At 36.0% G+C, this 17,395-nt stretch carries 16 protein-coding genes and 1 tRNA gene; 10 read left to right on the plus strand and 7 right to left on the minus strand.

What is annotated here, in order from left to right:
- Window positions 1-25 precede the first annotated feature (25 nt).
- From hisG to proB, 5 genes are read left to right on the plus strand one after another with little or no spacing between them, the layout of a single operon-like run.
- The gene (gene hisG, locus ACYQ3X_RS09765) at window positions 26-904 is read left to right on the plus strand and encodes an ATP phosphoribosyltransferase (RefSeq protein WP_460181621.1); all 879 of its coding nucleotides are present in this window, start codon (window positions 26-28) and stop codon (window positions 902-904) included.
- Window positions 905-917: 13 nt separating this feature from the next.
- Complete coding sequence (rplU, locus tag ACYQ3X_RS09770; RefSeq protein WP_460181622.1) at window positions 918-1,232, plus strand: 50S ribosomal protein L21; 315 nt, start codon at window positions 918-920, stop codon at window positions 1,230-1,232.
- A 1-nt stretch (window position 1,233) separates the two neighbouring features.
- The gene (gene rpmA / locus ACYQ3X_RS09775; RefSeq protein ID WP_460181623.1) at window positions 1,234-1,503 is read left to right on the plus strand and encodes a 50S ribosomal protein L27; all 270 of its coding nucleotides are present in this window, start codon (window positions 1,234-1,236) and stop codon (window positions 1,501-1,503) included.
- A gap of 36 nt (window positions 1,504-1,539) precedes the next feature.
- A complete protein-coding gene (gene obgE / locus ACYQ3X_RS09780; RefSeq protein WP_460181709.1) occupies window positions 1,540-2,538 on the plus strand; it encodes a GTPase ObgE in 999 nt (332 codons plus the stop codon).
- Window positions 2,535-3,632, plus strand: coding sequence for a glutamate 5-kinase (proB, locus tag ACYQ3X_RS09785; RefSeq protein ID WP_460181624.1), 1,098 nt, complete (start codon window positions 2,535-2,537; stop codon window positions 3,630-3,632). Before obgE ends, proB begins: the two co-directional genes overlap by 4 nt.
- Here proB and ACYQ3X_RS09790 read toward each other — a convergent pair.
- On the minus strand, window positions 3,619-4,695 hold the full coding sequence (locus ACYQ3X_RS09790; RefSeq protein WP_460181625.1) for a DUF763 domain-containing protein: 1,077 nt from the start codon (window positions 4,693-4,695) through the stop codon (window positions 3,619-3,621). The two genes, proB and ACYQ3X_RS09790, sit on opposite strands and share 14 nt — an antisense overlap.
- Before the next feature lie 231 nt (window positions 4,696-4,926).
- Between ACYQ3X_RS09790 and ACYQ3X_RS09795 the strand changes: the two genes are divergently transcribed.
- A complete protein-coding gene (locus ACYQ3X_RS09795; protein WP_460181626.1) occupies window positions 4,927-5,037 on the plus strand; it encodes a hypothetical protein in 111 nt (36 codons plus the stop codon).
- Window positions 5,038-5,098: 61 nt separating this feature from the next.
- A tRNA-Met gene (locus ACYQ3X_RS09800) sits at window positions 5,099-5,172 on the plus strand.
- Window positions 5,173-5,176: 4 nt separating this feature from the next.
- Here ACYQ3X_RS09800 and acsB read toward each other — a convergent pair.
- Genes acsB through ACYQ3X_RS09820 form a run of 4 tightly spaced genes read right to left on the minus strand, consistent with a single transcriptional unit; the run spans window position 5,177 to window position 10,387 of the window.
- Window positions 5,177-7,324 carry an acetyl-CoA decarbonylase/synthase complex subunit alpha/beta gene (gene acsB, locus ACYQ3X_RS09805; protein ID WP_460181627.1) on the minus strand — a complete coding sequence of 716 codons (2,148 nt, stop codon included), beginning with the start codon at window positions 7,322-7,324 and terminating at the stop codon, window positions 5,177-5,179.
- Window positions 7,321-8,664, minus strand: a complete 1,344-nt coding sequence (gene acsC, locus ACYQ3X_RS09810) for an acetyl-CoA decarbonylase/synthase complex subunit gamma (RefSeq protein ID WP_460181628.1) — start codon at window positions 8,662-8,664, stop codon at window positions 7,321-7,323. Before acsC ends, acsB begins: the two co-directional genes overlap by 4 nt.
- Window positions 8,636-9,595, minus strand: coding sequence for an acetyl-CoA decarbonylase/synthase complex subunit delta (locus ACYQ3X_RS09815; RefSeq protein WP_460181629.1), 960 nt, complete (start codon window positions 9,593-9,595; stop codon window positions 8,636-8,638). The genes acsC and ACYQ3X_RS09815 overlap by 29 nt, the downstream gene beginning before the upstream one ends.
- A 9-nt stretch (window positions 9,596-9,604) precedes the next feature.
- Complete coding sequence (locus ACYQ3X_RS09820; protein WP_460181630.1) at window positions 9,605-10,387, minus strand: dihydropteroate synthase; 783 nt, start codon at window positions 10,385-10,387, stop codon at window positions 9,605-9,607.
- Between the two features lie 405 nt (window positions 10,388-10,792).
- Between ACYQ3X_RS09820 and ACYQ3X_RS09825 the strand changes: the two genes are divergently transcribed.
- The 3 genes from ACYQ3X_RS09825 (at window position 10,793) to ACYQ3X_RS09835 (ending at window position 15,502) form a co-directional block, all read left to right on the plus strand.
- Complete coding sequence (locus ACYQ3X_RS09825) at window positions 10,793-11,008, plus strand: hypothetical protein (RefSeq protein WP_460181631.1); 216 nt, start codon at window positions 10,793-10,795, stop codon at window positions 11,006-11,008.
- A 109-nt stretch (window positions 11,009-11,117) separates the two neighbouring features.
- A complete protein-coding gene (gene dnaE / locus ACYQ3X_RS09830) occupies window positions 11,118-14,519 on the plus strand; it encodes a DNA polymerase III subunit alpha (RefSeq protein ID WP_460181632.1) in 3,402 nt (1,133 codons plus the stop codon).
- Window positions 14,516-15,502 (plus strand): acetyl-CoA carboxylase carboxyltransferase subunit alpha, encoded by a 987-nt coding sequence (locus ACYQ3X_RS09835; RefSeq protein ID WP_460181633.1) that lies wholly within the window; start codon window positions 14,516-14,518, stop codon window positions 15,500-15,502. The genes dnaE and ACYQ3X_RS09835 overlap by 4 nt, the downstream gene beginning before the upstream one ends.
- On the opposite strand, the gene ACYQ3X_RS09840 is transcribed toward ACYQ3X_RS09835, so the two are convergent.
- The gene (locus tag ACYQ3X_RS09840; RefSeq protein ID WP_460181634.1) at window positions 15,482-16,072 is read right to left on the minus strand and encodes an RNA ligase partner protein; all 591 of its coding nucleotides are present in this window, start codon (window positions 16,070-16,072) and stop codon (window positions 15,482-15,484) included. The two genes, ACYQ3X_RS09835 and ACYQ3X_RS09840, sit on opposite strands and share 21 nt — an antisense overlap.
- Window positions 16,069-17,382 carry a tetratricopeptide repeat protein gene (locus ACYQ3X_RS09845; RefSeq protein WP_460181635.1) on the minus strand — a complete coding sequence of 438 codons (1,314 nt, stop codon included), beginning with the start codon at window positions 17,380-17,382 and terminating at the stop codon, window positions 16,069-16,071. Before ACYQ3X_RS09845 ends, ACYQ3X_RS09840 begins: the two co-directional genes overlap by 4 nt.
- Window positions 17,383-17,395 lie beyond the last annotated feature (13 nt).

The raw sequence follows: 17,395 nt of genomic DNA on the forward strand, positions 1-17,395 counted from the left end.
GTTTACTTCGGAGGTTTAAAGAAAGATGGAAGAAAAACTATTAAAACTCGGATTGCCAAAAGGAAGTCTGCAAGAAACAACGTTGAAATTATTTAAAAAAGCAGGATATAACATACATGTTTCCCATAGATCTTATTATCCATTAATTGATGATGAGGAAGTATCAGCCATGCTTCTTAGAGCCCAGGAAGTGCCAGTTTATGTTGAAAAAGGGTATCTTGATTGCGGACTTACTGGATATGACTGGATTCTTGAACAGAATGTGGATGTAATAGAGGTTGCAGAACTCAGATACGCGAAAGAAGGATTCAGACCAGTCCGGTGGGTTATAGCAGTTCCTGAAGACTCTCCAATAAAAACTATTGAGGATTTGCAGGGTAAAAGAATTGCCACTGAACTTGTAGGATATACGAAAAGATATTTAAAATCAAAAGGAATTAAGGCTGAAGTTTATTTTTCATGGGGTGCAACAGAGGTCAAGCCTCCATATCTTGCTGATGCAATAGTTGATTTAACTGAAACAGGCGCTTCTTTAAAGGCAAATAAATTACGCGTTATTGAAACAATTCTTGAGTCAACTACTCGTTTTATTGCTAATAAGAATGCATGGAAAGACCCCTGGAAAAAGAAAAAAATGCAGGATATAGCAATGCTTCTTCAGGGTGCTTTGCTGGCTGAAGAAAAAGTAGGACTTAAAATGAATGTTCCCAAAGAGTCTCTTAAAAAAGTACTCAGCCTGCTTAATTCTCTACATTCTCCTACAATTTCCCAGCTTTATGATGAAAACTGGTATGCCGTAGAGGTTATAATAAACGAAAAAAGAGTGAGAGAGCTTTTACCAAAGCTTAAAGAAGCAGGTGCTTCAGGATTTGTTGAATATCCATTGAATAAAGTAATTCCATGAGGAGGTGTTTTTCATGTATGCCATTATAGAAACAGGTGGAAAGCAGTTTAAGGTTAAAGCAGGAGATGTATTAAAAATTGAAAAGCTTAATGTTGAGCCAGGAAATGAAGTAATATTTGACAGGGTGTTACTTTTTCAGGGCAATGAAGGAGTTAAAATAGGTTCTCCTTACATTGAAGGATTAAAAGTCAAAGCTGAAGTGATTGAAACTGCAAAGGATAAAAAGGTTTTCGTCTACAGACCTCCATCAAAAAAGGCTATTCATAGACTTAAAGGTCATAGACAGTGGTATACTAAAGTAAGAATAAAAGAAATTATAGGAGGATAAAATGGCACATAAAAAAGGTGTTGGAAGCTCAAGAAATGGAAGAGATAGCCAGGCTAAAAGACTTGGTGTAAAAAGATTTGGCGGACAGTTTGTGAAAGCTGGAAATATCCTTGTTCGTCAAAGGGGAACAAAGTTTCATCCCGGAGCTAATGTAGGCGTAGGCTCTGACTATACTCTTTTTGCATTGATTGATGGAGTTGTTAAATTTGAAAGAAAAGACAAGCAAAGACTGAAAGTAAGCGTTTATCCAGTAACAGAACCTGCCCAATAAATCTCTGGGTGGCTAATGCCACCCTTTTTTAATCCCATGAAATTCATTGACTATGTAAAAATCTATGTGAAAGCCGGTGATGGTGGAAGAGGTTGTGTTAGTTTCCGTAGAGAAAAATATGTTCCCAGAGGAGGACCAGATGGTGGAGATGGAGGTAAGGGAGGAGATGTAATAATTCAGGCTTCAGGTGAACTCCATACACTTCTTGATCATAAATATAAAAAAACTTACAAGGCACAAAAGGGACAACACGGTAAAGGAAGCAATATGAAAGGTAGAGACGGAGAAGACTTAATAATAAAAGTGCCTGTTGGAACAGTTGTAAAAGATGCTGAAACAGAAGAGATAATTGCTGATCTGGATGAGGAAGGTAAACAGACAGTAGTGGCAAAAGGTGGAAAAGGTGGATTTGGTAATGCCCATTTTGCAACTTCCACAAATCAGGCTCCAAGGTATGCTCAGATAGGTGAAAAAGGTGAGGAAAGATGGATAATTCTGGAGCTTAAGCTTCTGGCAGATGTAGGACTTATCGGACTTCCAAATGCTGGAAAATCAACCTTAATTTCCGTTATAAGCTCTGCTCGTCCCAAAATAGCAGATTATCCTTTTACTACCCTTACTCCGGTTCTTGGAGTTGTAAAACATGGTGAATACCAAAGCTTTGTTGTTGCTGATATTCCAGGATTAGTAGAAGGTGCTCATAAAGGTGCAGGACTTGGGCATCAATTTTTAAGGCATGTTGAAAGAACTTATCTGCTTTTACATCTTGTTGATGTATCAGATTTTTTAGAGTCTGATCCAGTGGATGATTTTGAAAAAATTCAGAAAGAACTTGAACTCTACAGTGCTGCTCTCATAAAAAAGCCATTTGCAGTAGTTGGAACAAAGATTGATATTGCCTATAAAGGAGAAAGAATGAACAGGCTTAAAGAATACTGTGAAAAAAAAGGAATTGATTTTTTCCCAGTAAGTGCTGTAAAAAAAGAAGGAATTGACAGCCTTCTTAGATATCTTTCAGAAAGGTTGAAAAGATGAAGATTGTTGTAAAAGTGGGAAGCAATCTTTTAACTGACAAAGCAGGTCGTATTAATCAAAGAAGAATTCTTTATCTTGCAAAGGAGATAGCTGAACTTCATAATAAATCAGTAGAAACTGTAATTGTTTCATCTGGTGCAATTGCATCAGGGATGAGAAAGCTTGGACTTAAAACAAAACCAAGAGAAATAAGAAAAAAACAGGCAACTGCTGCAGTTGGACAGCCTCTTTTGATGTGGATGTATGAAAACTATTTCTTAAAATTTAAAAAACACATAGCTCAGCTTCTTCTTACAAGAGATGACCTTAGCGATAGAGTTAGATATGTAAATGCAAAGAATACGATTCTGACACTTCTTGAGATGGGTGTAATACCAATAATTAATGAGAACGATACAGTAGCAACCGATGAAATAAAATTTGGTGATAATGATCAGCTTGCAGCCCTTGTTTCAGGGCTTATTGAAGCAGATCATTTAATAATTTTATCAGATGTTTTAGGACTATACACTTCAGATCCCAAAAAAAACCCTGATGCCAGATTAATAAAACATGTAAAAGAATTCACAAAAGAACTCACTCAAATAGCAAAACCAACAACTACAGGATATGGAACTGGAGGAATGTATTCAAAGGTAATTGCTGCAAAAAAGGCAACCTCTTTTGGAATTCCTGTTCATATTGTAAGTGGCAGAAAATATGGAAATATTAAAGCAGTTATTGAAGGAAAACAGGTGGGAACATTCTTTGAGCCTGTAAGAGAAAAGGTTACTTCAAGAAAAGGCTGGATTGCCTATGCGACAAGGTCTAAAGGAAATCTTTACATTGATGAAGGTGCTGTAAAAGCTTTACTTAAAGAGGGGAAAAGTCTTCTACCATCAGGGATTAAAAAGGTAGAAGGAGATTTTGATGTGGGAGATGCGGTTTACTGCATTGATGAAAAGGGAGAAAAAATTGCAAAGGGACTGGTTAACTATTCATCCTGTGAAATAAAACTGATAAAAGGCAAGAAAACATCAGAGATTGAAAAAATTCTTGGATATAAATATACAGATGAGGTAATTCACAGGGATAATCTTGTTATAGTTGTGTAATTTTCGCCAATCTTCTTAAGGCTGCAACTTTTTCAGTTCGTTGTATTTTTGCTTCTTCAATTGCTTTCTTTAAAATCTGAATTGTTCTATCATAAAGAGTTATGTTAACAGGATAAGGAGTTCTATCCTTTCCTCCATGAGCAAAGCTAAAACGAGCTGGATCTTTAAAGCTTAAAGGAGTTCCATACAAAAGCTCACAGGTAAGTGCAAGAGCTCTTAAAGTTTTTGCTCCTACTCCTCTTATTTCAAGAAGAGATTCAAAGTCTGAAGGCTGTTTCTCATATGTCTCAAGAAAGATTTTATAAAAACTTTCAGGATTTATATCAGAGAAACTCACTATATGCCTTTTTGGAAGATTAAGTTCTTTAATTTTTTTCATCTCTTTAATAATTTTTTCAGGATTTTCACAGGAAAGAATAGTTGATGCTTTTCTTAAATCTGATGCTTCTTTCGCAGTAAAATTTAATACAGGTATTTTTAAATCGCAGCAAACTGCCTCATGAGGCTCTTCAACAAAACTCTTAAGAGTAAAACTGAGCCAGTGATATCTTCTTGCTACATGGAGTTTTTCATTCATTCCTTGCTGAATAACGCACCAGTGCCCTTCTGAAGTAAAAATTATTGTATGATGATAAAGACTGAATCCATCCTGAACTGCTACATTGTCAACTTTTGCTGAAAGCCTGCTTGCGTATATAAGAGGCTCAGGAGTAAAGCCAGAGTATTCAGCATAATTTATTATTTCCTGCGGAGTTTGTAAAGCTCTTTTTGCCTTGCCTCCTGCAATGAATAATCCAAATTCATGTTCAACTCCTCTTAATGCTTCCTTTAGTGCTCCTGTAACAGTAGTGGTCACACCACTACTGTGCCAGTCAAATCCAAGAACACAGCCAAAACATTGAAACCAGTATGGATCAGAAAGCCTTCGTAAAAGTTCTTCTTTCCCAAGTTCTATTATCATTAGTTCAACTATTGCTCTTGAAAGAGCAACCATTCTTTTAAATAACCAGTGTGGTGCTTTTCCGCTGTGAAGAGGTAGATTTGCTACTCCTGTTTTCTGCATAATTTTATTATAAACCAGTAACTCAATTTTTTCGTCTTGCTCTGGTTACACCTTAGTTCAGAGCATCGTAAAATCAAATTCTGCAGGATGACAGAAAACAACCAGAAATGGTAATATGATAGCTAAAGCATTTTTAGATCAAAAGCTATGGTGCGAAAAAGAATTTTAAAAAACGCAAAGTGTAAATACTGTAAAAGCTCTGTTTTAATATTTTTTTACTGAAGTAGAATCGTGCTCTGCTGTAGTGAGTGCGGAGCAGAATTTAAAGTCTCTGAATATCTTGATGAAATTGATGAAGAAACATGGGAGCTTATATCAAGACGCTCCTGTGATAGGGCATAATTGTGAAGCTCTTTCAGATGTTTGCCAAAAAAATAATGATTTTGATATATTAATATTGTTTGGCGGCGTAGCTCAGTTGGTCAGAGCAGACGGCTCATATCCGTCGTGTCAGGGGTTCGAATCCCTTCGCCGCCATTTTTTATTTTATTATTGGCTCCATTTCCAGAGCAGGATGTCCAACCTTAGATAGATAATCAATCAAGCATTCAATGTCTTCACAAACTGTTTCATCGGCAATTTTCTGCATTAGTTCAGGTATACCTTCTTCTTCTGCTCTTTTCTGAAAGCTTTCTTTTATTCTTTCCTTCAATTCCTTTGGCATCCATACAATTCTTCTTATGCCTCCATCGCCTTTGAGAAACTTTCTTGAAGTTATATAATTAACACCAACTCCCATAAATCCAGGACTTTGCACTCCTCCTCCAATCATTCCTGCAATTGTGGAAAACTTCATTCCAATAGGAGTCATACCACTGTATCCACGATTTACAATTAAAACTCCGTTTGCTTCAGGTGTAACTGCAACAATACATTCAAAACATCCACATGAAGTCATAGGGTTTTCCATGATAGAGTAAAGATTAATTGTTTGTATTTCGCCTCCAGAGTGTTTTTTCACATACTCATCAACTCCACTGTACCTTCCATAGAGATGATCAATCAACTCACCTTTTTCAACAGGCTGATTTCCTCCTGTTGGCTCAATCTCATAGGCTGCCTTTGCATCAAGCCATGTGAATGCTCCACATAACCCGGGCCTTTCAGGAGTAATCACACACACATGTTTAGGTGCAAAGCTCTGGCAGAGAAGACAAGAGTAAAACTCATTCACTTCTTCATCAGTAAGTTGTGCAAGTCTTAAATCTCTGCGCCTGTATTCCTGCCTTGCTTCCTCTCTCAGAGCTAAAACATCTTTTTCATCCACATAAAGCAAAACCTCAACTCTGTCAACGATGCTGCGAAATCTTGCCTTTGTCATACTCATTATTATCAAACCAAGATGCTCAAGGCTGATACCTGCTTCTTTTGCTTTTTTACTTATTCTTATCCAGTTTATATCCCTCTGACCAATGTGCCAGAGTCCTTCAGCCTCATTTATGAATGTATGAATCTGTCGCTCAATAACAGGCTCGAAATCTTTCTGCATCTTTTTGCCTGCCACATTAACAATAATTCCAAGTGGCATTTTTCCGCCCTGTTCATAACGGATACGCCAGTCTGTGCCGATTACTTCAACCTTTTCATCTTCAATCTCTGAAGCCTCCATCATTCTAACCCATTCAAAGGCAGGTGTTTTCTGTCCTCCAAACTCTATGAAACTGTCTTCTTTTCTTACTCTTTCACCTTCAAAAGCAGGACCATAGGAAACAGGAATTGGTGGTTTTTCAACAACTATTTTCAATCCCCTTGTTTCAATTGCTTTTCTAACAACTTTTGAGTAGTCTTTCTCTGAAGTTAAAAGAGGATACTCAGCAATTTCAGGAATTAAAACATCAGGAAGGCTTTGATCAGTTATCACTGGAATTGCCAGCACTGCTGCAGCAACTGCCATAGCAACTGCTTTTTCATCAAGACTTCCAAAAGATATTGCAAAGGCATTGATTCTCTTCCTCACATAATCTATTATTGCATCTTTATCTCCTGCTGTCTGCCCTCCAAAAATCAAAGATGCCCTTACTGCCCAGTCAATAACAAAAACCGTGTGCTCTGTTTTTGTGCCAACCGAAACTACATAAGCTTCAAAGCCATGTCTTTGTCCTGTTTTTAAAAATTCCTCTGCAACAGCACCAATTAGAAAAGTAAGAATTCTTTTTTCCTGAAGTTCTTTAATTATTGAAAGAAGCTTGTCAATTTCAACTTTGCCAAGCAAAACTGCCACTGCAGGGATTCTACCATCAACAAGCTGAACTCCAAGTGTTCTCTGAATTGTATCTCCAAGAAATCCATAAAACTTAATTTCCTGAGATTTATCAATCCCTTCATTGTTTATGTAATTCAGTGATAGAGCAATCTCAGAAAGATAAAGATAGTTCAATGATAATGTTATTGCATCAGTGGATTTGCTAAGTCTTTCTTTTATCCCATAAAAAAATTTTTTGAGTTCAGAGAGACTGTTGATTTTAATTCCTTCAAGAGCATAGATAAGGGGAAGTCCATAGGCTGTATCGGGAAGCTCAAAGGAAAAGCTCTCTGCCTTTTCTGAAAGAGTTTCTTTCAGTTTACCTTCTGTTTCCTTCAATAAATCTTCTAAGCCCTTTTTTGCTACTTCAATTAATTTTTCTATCATTGCCTGTTCCTTACATAATTTCTCAAAAATGCTGGAATTCCACTTGCTTCTTTTGTTCCCACAACAACCTTCCAGCCTGGAAGTTTATCCTCTATGGCAGCTTTAAGCATGGCAACATATCCTGGAATTATCAGTTCCTTATGATTTAATTTTTCTTCAATTCCACTTTCCTTTATAAACTCTGCAATTTTAGTTGCAGAAAACTTGCCTGCTGCCCATGCAGTAAGAACGCTTAAGCCATCACAATCCATTATGGCAAGCCATGTGGGAATTTTACTGTTTTCTATTTCTCCTTTTACAAGAAAATAAGTTAATGCAAAGTTGGTGGTAACTATTATGGGACTGTTTTCATCAGGCTCTCCTACTTTGTATATATCCTGCTTTACCTGCATTGGAACCTGCGGGTCTGAATATATATTCTGTCTTAATGTGAAAAGAACAAGATTTTTCCATCCTGTAATTTCATTCAAAACAACTATTGATGAATATTTAAGAATAGCCAGTGATGCAAGAACAGTTTCATAAAAAGGATCTTTTTCTCTGAGAAGTGTGAAAACAGGATACCCCATGGACTTAATCCTCTTTTTCAATGCTGCCCGTCTTATTAATGTGTTGTCAGTAAGAAGTTCTATGGCTGTATCTGGTTGAGTATCAATCAGTATTTCTTCAAAGCCCAGATTTTGAAGTTTTTCAACCATTGGAATGACTTTTTCTATTCCCTTTGCTGTAACTGTTAAGGGAACATTGTATTTTTTTGCTATACTTACCATTTCATCAATGTTTAATTCACTGGCTCCATAAAGAATTGGTCTTATATTTGAAAAATCTTTTAAAACCAGATCTGCAGAATAAGGATTAAAGGTTCCAAGAATTATGGGTATCTGAGCTTTGTTAATTATTTTTTCAGCCGCTTCTTTAAATCTTGAAGGTTCATTGGATTCATTTTCAAGAAAAATAGCATCAATCTTGAGTATTTCTCCAACTCTTTCTATTTGAGAATTTAAAACTGCCTTCAATTTTTCCTCTATATTTTTGTCAACATCTTTTATTTTTAAAGCAAGCACTGCAGGATTAAAAAACTTTTTTTCATGCCTGAAAAGACACTGTTCCTCGCCTACTTTTATGGATTTATTTTCCAGTCCGAAAACAACTCCCCTTATTGGAGGAGTTGAGGCTTCTTTAAGCTTTGCCTTAACTTCCTCAGATGCCTCAGGACACTGCTCAATGTTTGCCTGACCCTGGGCAACCTTCATTGCAAAGGCAAGGCATGTGGGAAAGCCGCATTTTTTACAGTTTGTCTTTGGAAGAAGTTTAAATATTTCTATTCCTGTAATCGCCATATAAATCCTCAATAAATTTCCTGGTAATTTTTATTGCCTCTGGATGTCTCATTATCAAAAGCTCTGCTCCAGAAAGCAAAAATGAGCAGGCTGTTACTGCCTCCCACATAATAGCCCGTTCATGAAGGCTTCCCCACTCAGGGATGTCTTCCTCAGTTGCTTGCACTTCTTTTGTTTTCCACACATAAAAGCCCACATCAGCAACCATTGGAACACAGAGCATACTATCTCCCTGAAGAAGTCCTGCAATTCTGATTCTTTCCATTACTGAATAGGTATACTCAAATCCATATCCAAGAGCAGAACACATGGGGTCTATGATTATTTTTTCTCTTGGGAATCCTATTTGTGTAATTAAGATATTCAACTGCTTTGCAAGATTTACATCAAGCTCAGACATGGCAATAAGACTGTGACCTCCTGCCATTGCAGAGGCAGCAATGGTTTTATAGTTTCCTTCCTGTGCCTTTCCTATCACACAGTTATATCCCCTTGCAGCATCAGCAACAACAGGTAAAACCTCTGCATCTTTTTCAGTATGATTGCTTCCAAGAATAATCAGGGGCAAATCAATTTCAGAGAGAAGTTTTTTTACTCTATCAGCAGCCTCATCAGGTTTGGAATTCTTGCTGTCTGGATGAGTAGTCATAAGCCTTAAAGCAATTGCTTCTGCACCAATAGACTCACAGAACTTTGCCCATCTAACAGGATTATCCCATACTGAGGAGTAAACCCTAACAAGCTCTTCAGGATAGTCCTCAGGCACATCATCCTGAATTTCAAAGGCAATCAAAGACCTGTGAGGAAAATCTCCTTCAAAAAAATGAAATGGTAGAGCAGATTCTCCACCAAAGAAAGCTTTTTTATCTCTACCAAAAAGTATCTCAGGAATTCTTCCTGAGTATGTTTCCTTAAGTATTGAAAAATTCATTTTTAACTCCTAAATTTCAAGATAGGAATGGGCATAAAGTGTTTTACCTGTGATTACATTAACTGTTTTTACTACCTCAATTACTTCAGAAGGGTTTGCTATTGCAGCTGAAACTCCTTCATATATAAGAAGAGCTAAAAAATATCTGTTAAGAATCGGTCTTATTTCTTTGGGGCATCCATTTGAAAGATTGCTGAGCCCCACAATTGTCTTCATTGGTGGATCATTGAGCTCCTGAAAAAGCTTTATAGCCCGTAGCACTTCCTTTGCCTGATATTGAGAAGTAGATATCTGTAAAACCAGTGGGTCAAGATATATATCTTCTAATGGAATTCCATATTCCGCTGCCTTTTCCATTAGCTGAACAGCTATTTCAACCCTTTCTTCAGCATCTCTTGGAAGCCCTCCTTTACCAGCAGTAAGGGCAATTATTGGAGCATTATATTTTGCTGCAAGTTCAAACATTATGAATCTATCAGGATCAAAGGATGCTGAATTTATAAGAGGTTTTCCCCATTGATTGTTGTGAATCCTGATTCCTGCCTCCATTGCCTTTGGATTTGTTGTATCAAGAGATACAGGAAGTGGCACTGCTTCCTGTATAGTTGTAACCATCCACTCCATAAGAGCCTCTCCGTCATCCTCAGCAGGACCAATGTTTGCCTCTATCATGTGAGCTCCTGCTTTCCACTGCTCAATGGCAATCTGCTGAATTGGCTCTTTATCTTTCTTCAAAATTGCTTCACGAACTCTTTTTGAGATAATAGTTAATCTTTCTCCGATAATCAGCATTATTCCTCCAGCAAAAGATTAATAAAAAATTTTAACACAATTTATAAAAATTTAGGTTGAACTTTTTGAATTTTAAGCTTTAAATCACCCGAAAAGTGGCTGAATTACAAGATTACTATCTCCATTAGAGAATAACGAGAGTTCAAAAAACTTACAAGCTCTTGAAAATAAGAATTTATCGGATTCCAGATGACTTGCATTCATCGCGGGATAACTGGTATGATGATAATAATACACATCGGAATGATTAATTGAACAGCTTTGGCAGCGATTAAATAAATATCTCCTTCAGATGCTCACATAGGAACTCCCTCTGAATAATTAAGCTTAAAGATATTAGATGAATTTCCTCTTAATTTAAATTAAAAAATCATATCAGGCTGCACGCCTGAGAAAGGAGGTTTTATGGAAGAAGAAAACAATTTGTCCGTTAACCTCCGTGTGCTTGTTACATACTTTCCAGAAATCGTTGAATGCCTTCATACTCCTAAACTCGGTGGTAAATGCACAGGATGTGAATTTAAAGATGAATGCAGAGTGATTGCAGTGGTTGGTTTTCTTATGGATAGAGAAATATCGGCATTATCCACAGGCACATCTAATGCAGAACTGATTAATTAAAAATTCTGAAGGGAGGGGACATATCCCCTCCCTTCTCTAACACATTCATAGCTCTATCCTGAGCCTCTGAAATTGACTTAATGGAGGGCAAAATTTTAACATTCATAATATGAGCATTCAGGAGTTTGTCCATCTTCATTTGCATACAGAATATAGCCTTCTTGATGGAGCAATAAAAATTGATGAATTAATTGAACAGGCAAAAAAATACAAAATGCCTGCTGTCGCTATAACTGATCATGGAAATCTTTTTGGAGTTGTGGAGTTTTATAAAAAAGCCACTAAAGCAGGTATAAAACCAATTATAGGCTGCGAGGTATATGTAGCTCCCAAAAGTCGGTTTGACAAAACAAAGATAAATAAAGACCCTGGAATGCCAGAGGAAGCATCATTTCATCTTACTCTTTTAGTAGAAAACGAGGAAGGATACAGAAATCTTACCAGACTTATTAGTTTGGCTTATACTGAAGGGTTTTACTACAAACCAAGAATTGATATGGAACTTTTAAGCTCTCATCATAAAGGACTCATTGCTCTTTCTGGATGTCTTAAAGGGGAAATCCCGTACAACATTGTCTATGGAAACATTGAAAGGGCTGAAAAAATAGCAAAAAAATTAAAAGAGCTATTTGGTAAGAATTTTTTCCTTGAAATCCAGTCAAACAGCCTTGCTGAGCAGGAAATTGCAAATAGAGGATTAATAGAAATCTCAAAAAAATTCAACATTCCTCTTGTTGCAACCAATGACTGTCACTATCTTCACAGGTCAGATGCAAGGGCACATGAGATCCTGCTTTGCATTCAGACAGGCAAAACCATAAAAGATGAAAAAAGACTTAAGTTTCAGACAGATGAGTTTTATTTTAAATCTCCAGAAGAGATGTATTCAGCATTTATGGAAATTCCAGAAGCACTAAAAAATACTCTTGAGATTTCCTCAAGATGTAACTTCCATTTTAAACTTGGCGAATACAAACTTCCAAAATACCATGTTCCCGATGGATATTCAGCAGAAGAATATTTAAAACGACTTGCTCAGGAAGGATTAAAAGAGAGATTTAATGGCAATGTTCCTGAAAACTATATAAATCGTCTTGAAGAAGAGCTCAAAGTTATAACAGATATGGGGTTTGTTTCATACTTTCTTATTGTATGGGATTTTATAAACTATGCAAGAAGAAAAAAAATTCCTGTTGGACCAGGAAGAGGTTCAGCAGCAGGAAGCCTTGTTGCATATGCACTCAAGATTACTGATATAGATCCTATAAAATACGGACTGCTTTTTGAAAGATTTTTAAATCCTGAAAGAATAACAATGCCTGATATTGATGTTGATTTTTGCAAAGACAGAAGAGAGGAAGTAATTAAATATGTTACAGAAAAATATGGAAAAGATAAAGTTGCCCACATTATAACTTTTGGCACAATGGCAGCAAGAGCAGTTGTAAGAGATGTGGGAAGAGCGTTAAACATTCCATATGGTGAGGTAGATAAAATTGCAAAAATGATACCCTTCGCATGTCCATCTTTACAGCAGGCTTTAAATCTGGAGCCAAGACTTAAGGAACTTTACGACAAATATGAAACTGTGAAAGAATTGATTGACATTGCTTTAAGACTGGAAGGACTTGTAAGACATGCCTCTCAACATGCAGCAGGAGTTGTCATCTCTCCAGAGCCTCTTGAGGATATGATGCCTCTTTATAAAAATCCTGGTGAAGAAACTGTAATAACTCAGTTTGATATGAAAGCTCTGGAAGATATTGGATTACTTAAATTTGACTTTTTAGGTCTTAAAACTCTTACTGTTATTGATGATACGATAAAATATGTTAAAGCCCAGGGTAAAGAGTTGAGTTTAGAAAATATTCCTCTCAATGATGCTGAAACCTATCAACTTCTTTGCTCAGGACAGACAACAGGAGTATTCCAGCTTGAAAGCAGAGGCATGAGAGAATTACTCAAGAGAATGGAGCCTCAGAGATTTGAAGACCTCATTGCTCTTGTAGCATTATACAGACCAGGACCCCTTGGTAGTGGTATGGTGGATGATTTTATAAAAAGGAAAAAGGGAGTGATTCCCATTGAGTATGACCTACCAGAGCTTAAAGAAATACTTGATGAAACTTATGGAGTAATTCTTTATCAAGAGCAGGTTATGAAAATTGCCAATAAAATTGCTGGTTTCACAATGGGACAGGCAGATGTTTTAAGAAAAGCAATGGGTAAAAAAATTCCAGAGCTGCTGATGAGTCTTAAGGAAGAGTTTGTTCAGGGTGCCCAAAGAAATGGAATTCCTCAGGATAAAGCAGAAGCTTTATTTAATATAATGGCAGCTTTTGCTGAATATGGCTTTAATAAATCTCATTCTGCTGCTTATGCTTATTTAGCATATATTACAGCCTACTTAAAACTGCACTATCCTAAGGAATTTTTTGCAGCAAACCTTTCAAATGAAATGGGAGACACAAACAAAATTGTGAAATTTATTAATGAATGCAAAGCCTGGGGAATAGAAATAAAAGGACCTGACATAAATGAAAGCGATAGAGTCTTTACTGTAAGGGAAAATTCTATAAGATTTGGGCTTGAAGCTGTCAAAGGTGTTGGAGGCTCTGCTTTACAATGTATTCTTAATGAAAGAAAAAAGAAAAAATTTACCTCAATGACGGATTTCCTCAGCAGAGTTGACACAAGAAAAGTTAATAAAAAAGTTATAGAATCTCTTATTAAAGCAGGAGCATTTGATTCTCTTTATCCTCAATACAATGCCAATCAGGCAAGAGCTATAGCAATGCATGAACTTTTATCCTTTAAAGGCAATAAACTACCGGGTGGATTATTTTTAACTGAGCACAACATAGAGCCATGGGATAATGATACAGTATTAACTGAGGAAAAGGCTGCACTTGGTTTTTATCTTACTGGACATCCTATGAAGCCACTTAGAACTGTTTTGAATAAGATGGGAATCTGTACAATTGCTGATATTTTTGATACAGCAGAAGATATTACTGAAACTGAGCAGGAGCAGGAAATAAAAATAGCAGGCATTGTGGAAGAAGTGAAAAGTAAAGCAAAGGAAAAAGGAGTAACTGCTTACATAACAATAGAAGATGAAACTGGCAGAGTTGAAGTTGTAATTTATCCTGAACTTTTTAAAAAGTGTAGCAGTATTTTAACAGAAAAAAACTCAATTATCATTAAGGGCATCGTATTTAAATCTCCTGATTCAACAAGATTTCTTGCAAGACAGATAGAGGATCTGAAAAATGAGGATTTAAAAATAAAGTATGAACTAAGCATTGATTGCTCAGACACAGAGAAAGCTTACAAAACTTTGAAAGAAATAAGACAATGTCTTGAAGAAACCCGTAATGGAGAAGGCAAAGTATACATATGTTTAAATCTTCCTGATTATCATGTTATAATTTCAAGTTCCTTGGGACCATGCCTTGATTTTGAAACAAAAATACAAAAAATTGAAAATTGTCAGGTGAGGATACTATGACTTATTATCTTGACTTTGAAAAGCCCATTCAGGAGTTAGAAACAAAAATTGAAGAACTGAAAAAGCTCTCAGATGGCAGTGATATTGATCTTACTCAGGAGATAAAAAGGCTTAATAAGAAATTAAAAGAGTTAAAAGCTGAAGTCTACTCAAATCTTAATGCATGGCAGAAGACACAGATTGCAAGACATCCTGAAAGACCTTATACTCTTGACTATATTTCAATGATTTTTGAGGATTTTATTGAGCTGCATGGAGACCGTCGTTTTGGAGATGATCCTGCTGTAGTAGCAGGATTTGGAAAAATTGATGGAAATTCATATGCAGTTATAGGGCATCAGAAAGGTAGAACAATAAAAGAAAGAATTTACCGAAACTTTGGGCAGGCTCATCCAGAAGGATACAGAAAAGCATTAAGAGTCATGAAGCTGGCAGAGAGATTTTCCATACCTGTTATTACAATGATTGATACTCCAGGTGCTTTTCCAGGTATAGGTGCTGAAGAAAGAGGTCAAGCTGAGGCAATTGCAACAAATCTTATGAAGATGTCTCTGCTTAAAATACCTTTGATTGGAATTGTCATAGGTGAAGGTGGAAGTGGAGGAGCTCTTGCAATAAGTGTTTGTGATAAAATTTTTATGCTTGAACATTCTGTTTATTCAGTTATTTCTCCTGAAGGATGTGCAGCAATCCTTTGGAAAAAGAATTCTGATGTGGGAGTGGAAGACTACATGAGAGCAGCTGAAGAACTTAAACTTACAGCCCAGGATTTGAAGAAATTCGGGATTATTGATGACATAATTCCTGAACCACCGGGTGGAGCTCACAGGGAACCACAGGAAACAGGTAAAAGAATTAAAAATAAAATAATCAGCACTGCAACTGAACTTGGTAAAATACCAATAGAGGAACTTCTTAAAAAAAGATATGAAAAATTTAGAAAAATTGGAAATTTCTGGAGTTCATTGCGTGGCAGAAAGTAAAAACTCTTTAAATTTTTCCGGTACAATCCATTCAATTCCGAGTTTATCAGCCCATTTAATTAAACCCTGATCACCTGTTACCAGTGTTGCTTTAAGCTCCATGGACAGAAAAATCAGATCCACATCTTCTTTGCTGTCAATTATACCTTCACGAAGTGCTTCCCTGTATTTTTTCCTTAAATCCTTAATAACTTCATCAGGCTCTTTTTGAGTGGCATTTCTTACAGCATTCTCTGCAACTCTCAAGCCTTTGTTTATCCTTTGCCTCATTTCTTCAACAAGCTCATAAAAAAATATTGCAGGGCAAACACTTCTGTGTTTATCAGGAGATTTGATTCTGATTAAAAAATAAAAATCTTCTGGAATTTTTTTTTCATCTAAAAAATACATTAACTCCTTAAAAACAGTAGAAGGAATATAAAATTCAAGATTTTTAGCTTTTTTAGCTATTTTTATAAATTCTAAGACTGCCTGTTCAGGACTTTCACCAAAAAAATTTCTGATATCAGGATTAACAAAAACGCTTGTATCAAGAACTATCTTTCGTTTTCTACAAAAAAAATCAATCATTTCAGAATTTCACAGCCTCTCAGGTCAACCTCAAAACTATTCCACATGCCACAAACTGGACATCTTCCTGTCCATTCTTCAAATGTGGAATGACATTCTCTGCATAAGTAAGACAGGGTTGATACTTTTGTTTCAGGGCAAAGTTCTCTAAATTCAGAAACAGCTTTCATAATCTGATTTCTTCTCAGATAAAGATATCCCTTTATGCAATGTAGCTTTGGAGTTGAGCATATAGCTGGATCAATAGAAGATAAAATTTCTATAGCATCATCAATCATTTCCAGACGATAGTAAAGTCTGCCAAGGAGAAATTTAAGCTCCACATCATCAGGCTTTTCATTTATTGCTTTAAGATAAAATTGAATCAGTCTTTTAGGATCTCCTATACTAATAAGTAAGTCTTCAAGCCTTATGAGCAAAAGCTTTGATTTTAAATCTTCATATGATTTTCTGAGAAAATCAATTGCTTCCTCAACTCCTTCTTTTGAAAGAATAACCTCTGTCATTCCAAGATAGGCAGGAACAAAATCTGGATAAGTCTTAATAAGGCTTGAAAAAACTCTTTCAGCCTGTTCAATTTCACCTGATTCAATGTTTACCCTTCCATATTCATATGTATATCCTGCAAGCTTTTTTTCCTCTTCTGCTCTTTTATATTCAGGAACAAGTTTTAGAATCTTTTTCTGAATGCTGATCAGTTCTTCCCATTTTTCAAGCCGTTCCAGAATATTTCTCATCTTGTAATGCGCCAGAGGACTATCTGGTTCAAGATTCATGATCTGTTCAATATATTTAAGAGCAAGTTCATTTTCATTCATTTTTTCCATGACATTTTCAAGAGAAAAAAGAGGAACAATATTTTTAGGATCAAGTTCATAAGCTTTTTTATAATATTTAAGTGCAGTTTTATAGTCTTCTTCCTTCATTGAGAGGTCTCCAAGCCTTATGAGAGCATCTACATGCTCAGGTTCTTCTTTTAAAATCTCCTGTAACGCTTCTTTTGCTTCTTGAACTTTGTCCTTCATGATAGCATTAAGTGCCTTTGCATAGTAGTCCTTTATTTTTTCTTCTTTTTTTTGCTTTTTCTGCAACTGAAATTTAGTTATTAGGTTGCTTGTATCTCTAATAAAAAAGACAATAAAAACAAAAAATGCTCCAAAACTTAAAGAAAGAAGCATTAATCCTATTTTGGGCATTTCATAGGATGCGCCAAATGGTACTTTAAGAATTACCATTTCTTTATTTTCCATGGCAAAAAGTCCGATAATTGTGAGAAAGACAAGCAATAGAAAAATCAAAAACTTTGACATTTCAAATACCTCT

The organism is Thermodesulfovibrio sp. TK110 (genome assembly GCF_054658355.1).

What these genes read in the sequence shown, in the direction of transcription:
- hisG (WP_460181621.1), top strand. Translation starts at nt 26, where the DNA reads ATGGAAGAAAAACTATTAAAACTCGGATTGCCAAAAGGAAGTCTGCAA.
- rplU (WP_460181622.1), top strand. Translation starts at nt 918, where the DNA reads ATGTATGCCATTATAGAAACAGGTGGAAAGCAGTTTAAGGTTAAAGCA.
- rpmA (WP_460181623.1), top strand. Translation starts at nt 1,234, where the DNA reads ATGGCACATAAAAAAGGTGTTGGAAGCTCAAGAAATGGAAGAGATAGC.
- obgE (WP_460181709.1), top strand. Translation starts at nt 1,540, where the DNA reads ATGAAATTCATTGACTATGTAAAAATCTATGTGAAAGCCGGTGATGGT.
- proB (WP_460181624.1), top strand. Translation starts at nt 2,535, where the DNA reads ATGAAGATTGTTGTAAAAGTGGGAAGCAATCTTTTAACTGACAAAGCA.
- ACYQ3X_RS09790 (WP_460181625.1), bottom strand. Translation starts at nt 4,695, where the DNA reads ATGCAGAAAACAGGAGTAGCAAATCTACCTCTTCACAGCGGAAAAGCA.
- acsB (WP_460181627.1), bottom strand. Translation starts at nt 7,324, where the DNA reads ATGATAGAAAAATTAATTGAAGTAGCAAAAAAGGGCTTAGAAGATTTA.
- acsC (WP_460181628.1), bottom strand. Translation starts at nt 8,664, where the DNA reads ATGGCGATTACAGGAATAGAAATATTTAAACTTCTTCCAAAGACAAAC.
- ACYQ3X_RS09815 (WP_460181629.1), bottom strand. Translation starts at nt 9,595, where the DNA reads ATGAATTTTTCAATACTTAAGGAAACATACTCAGGAAGAATTCCTGAG.
- ACYQ3X_RS09820 (WP_460181630.1), bottom strand. Translation starts at nt 10,387, where the DNA reads ATGCTGATTATCGGAGAAAGATTAACTATTATCTCAAAAAGAGTTCGT.
- ACYQ3X_RS09825 (WP_460181631.1), top strand. Translation starts at nt 10,793, where the DNA reads ATGGAAGAAGAAAACAATTTGTCCGTTAACCTCCGTGTGCTTGTTACA.
- dnaE (WP_460181632.1), top strand. Translation starts at nt 11,118, where the DNA reads ATGAGCATTCAGGAGTTTGTCCATCTTCATTTGCATACAGAATATAGC.
- ACYQ3X_RS09835 (WP_460181633.1), top strand. Translation starts at nt 14,516, where the DNA reads ATGACTTATTATCTTGACTTTGAAAAGCCCATTCAGGAGTTAGAAACA.
- ACYQ3X_RS09840 (WP_460181634.1), bottom strand. Translation starts at nt 16,072, where the DNA reads ATGATTGATTTTTTTTGTAGAAAACGAAAGATAGTTCTTGATACAAGC.
- ACYQ3X_RS09845 (WP_460181635.1), bottom strand. Translation starts at nt 17,382, where the DNA reads ATGTCAAAGTTTTTGATTTTTCTATTGCTTGTCTTTCTCACAATTATC.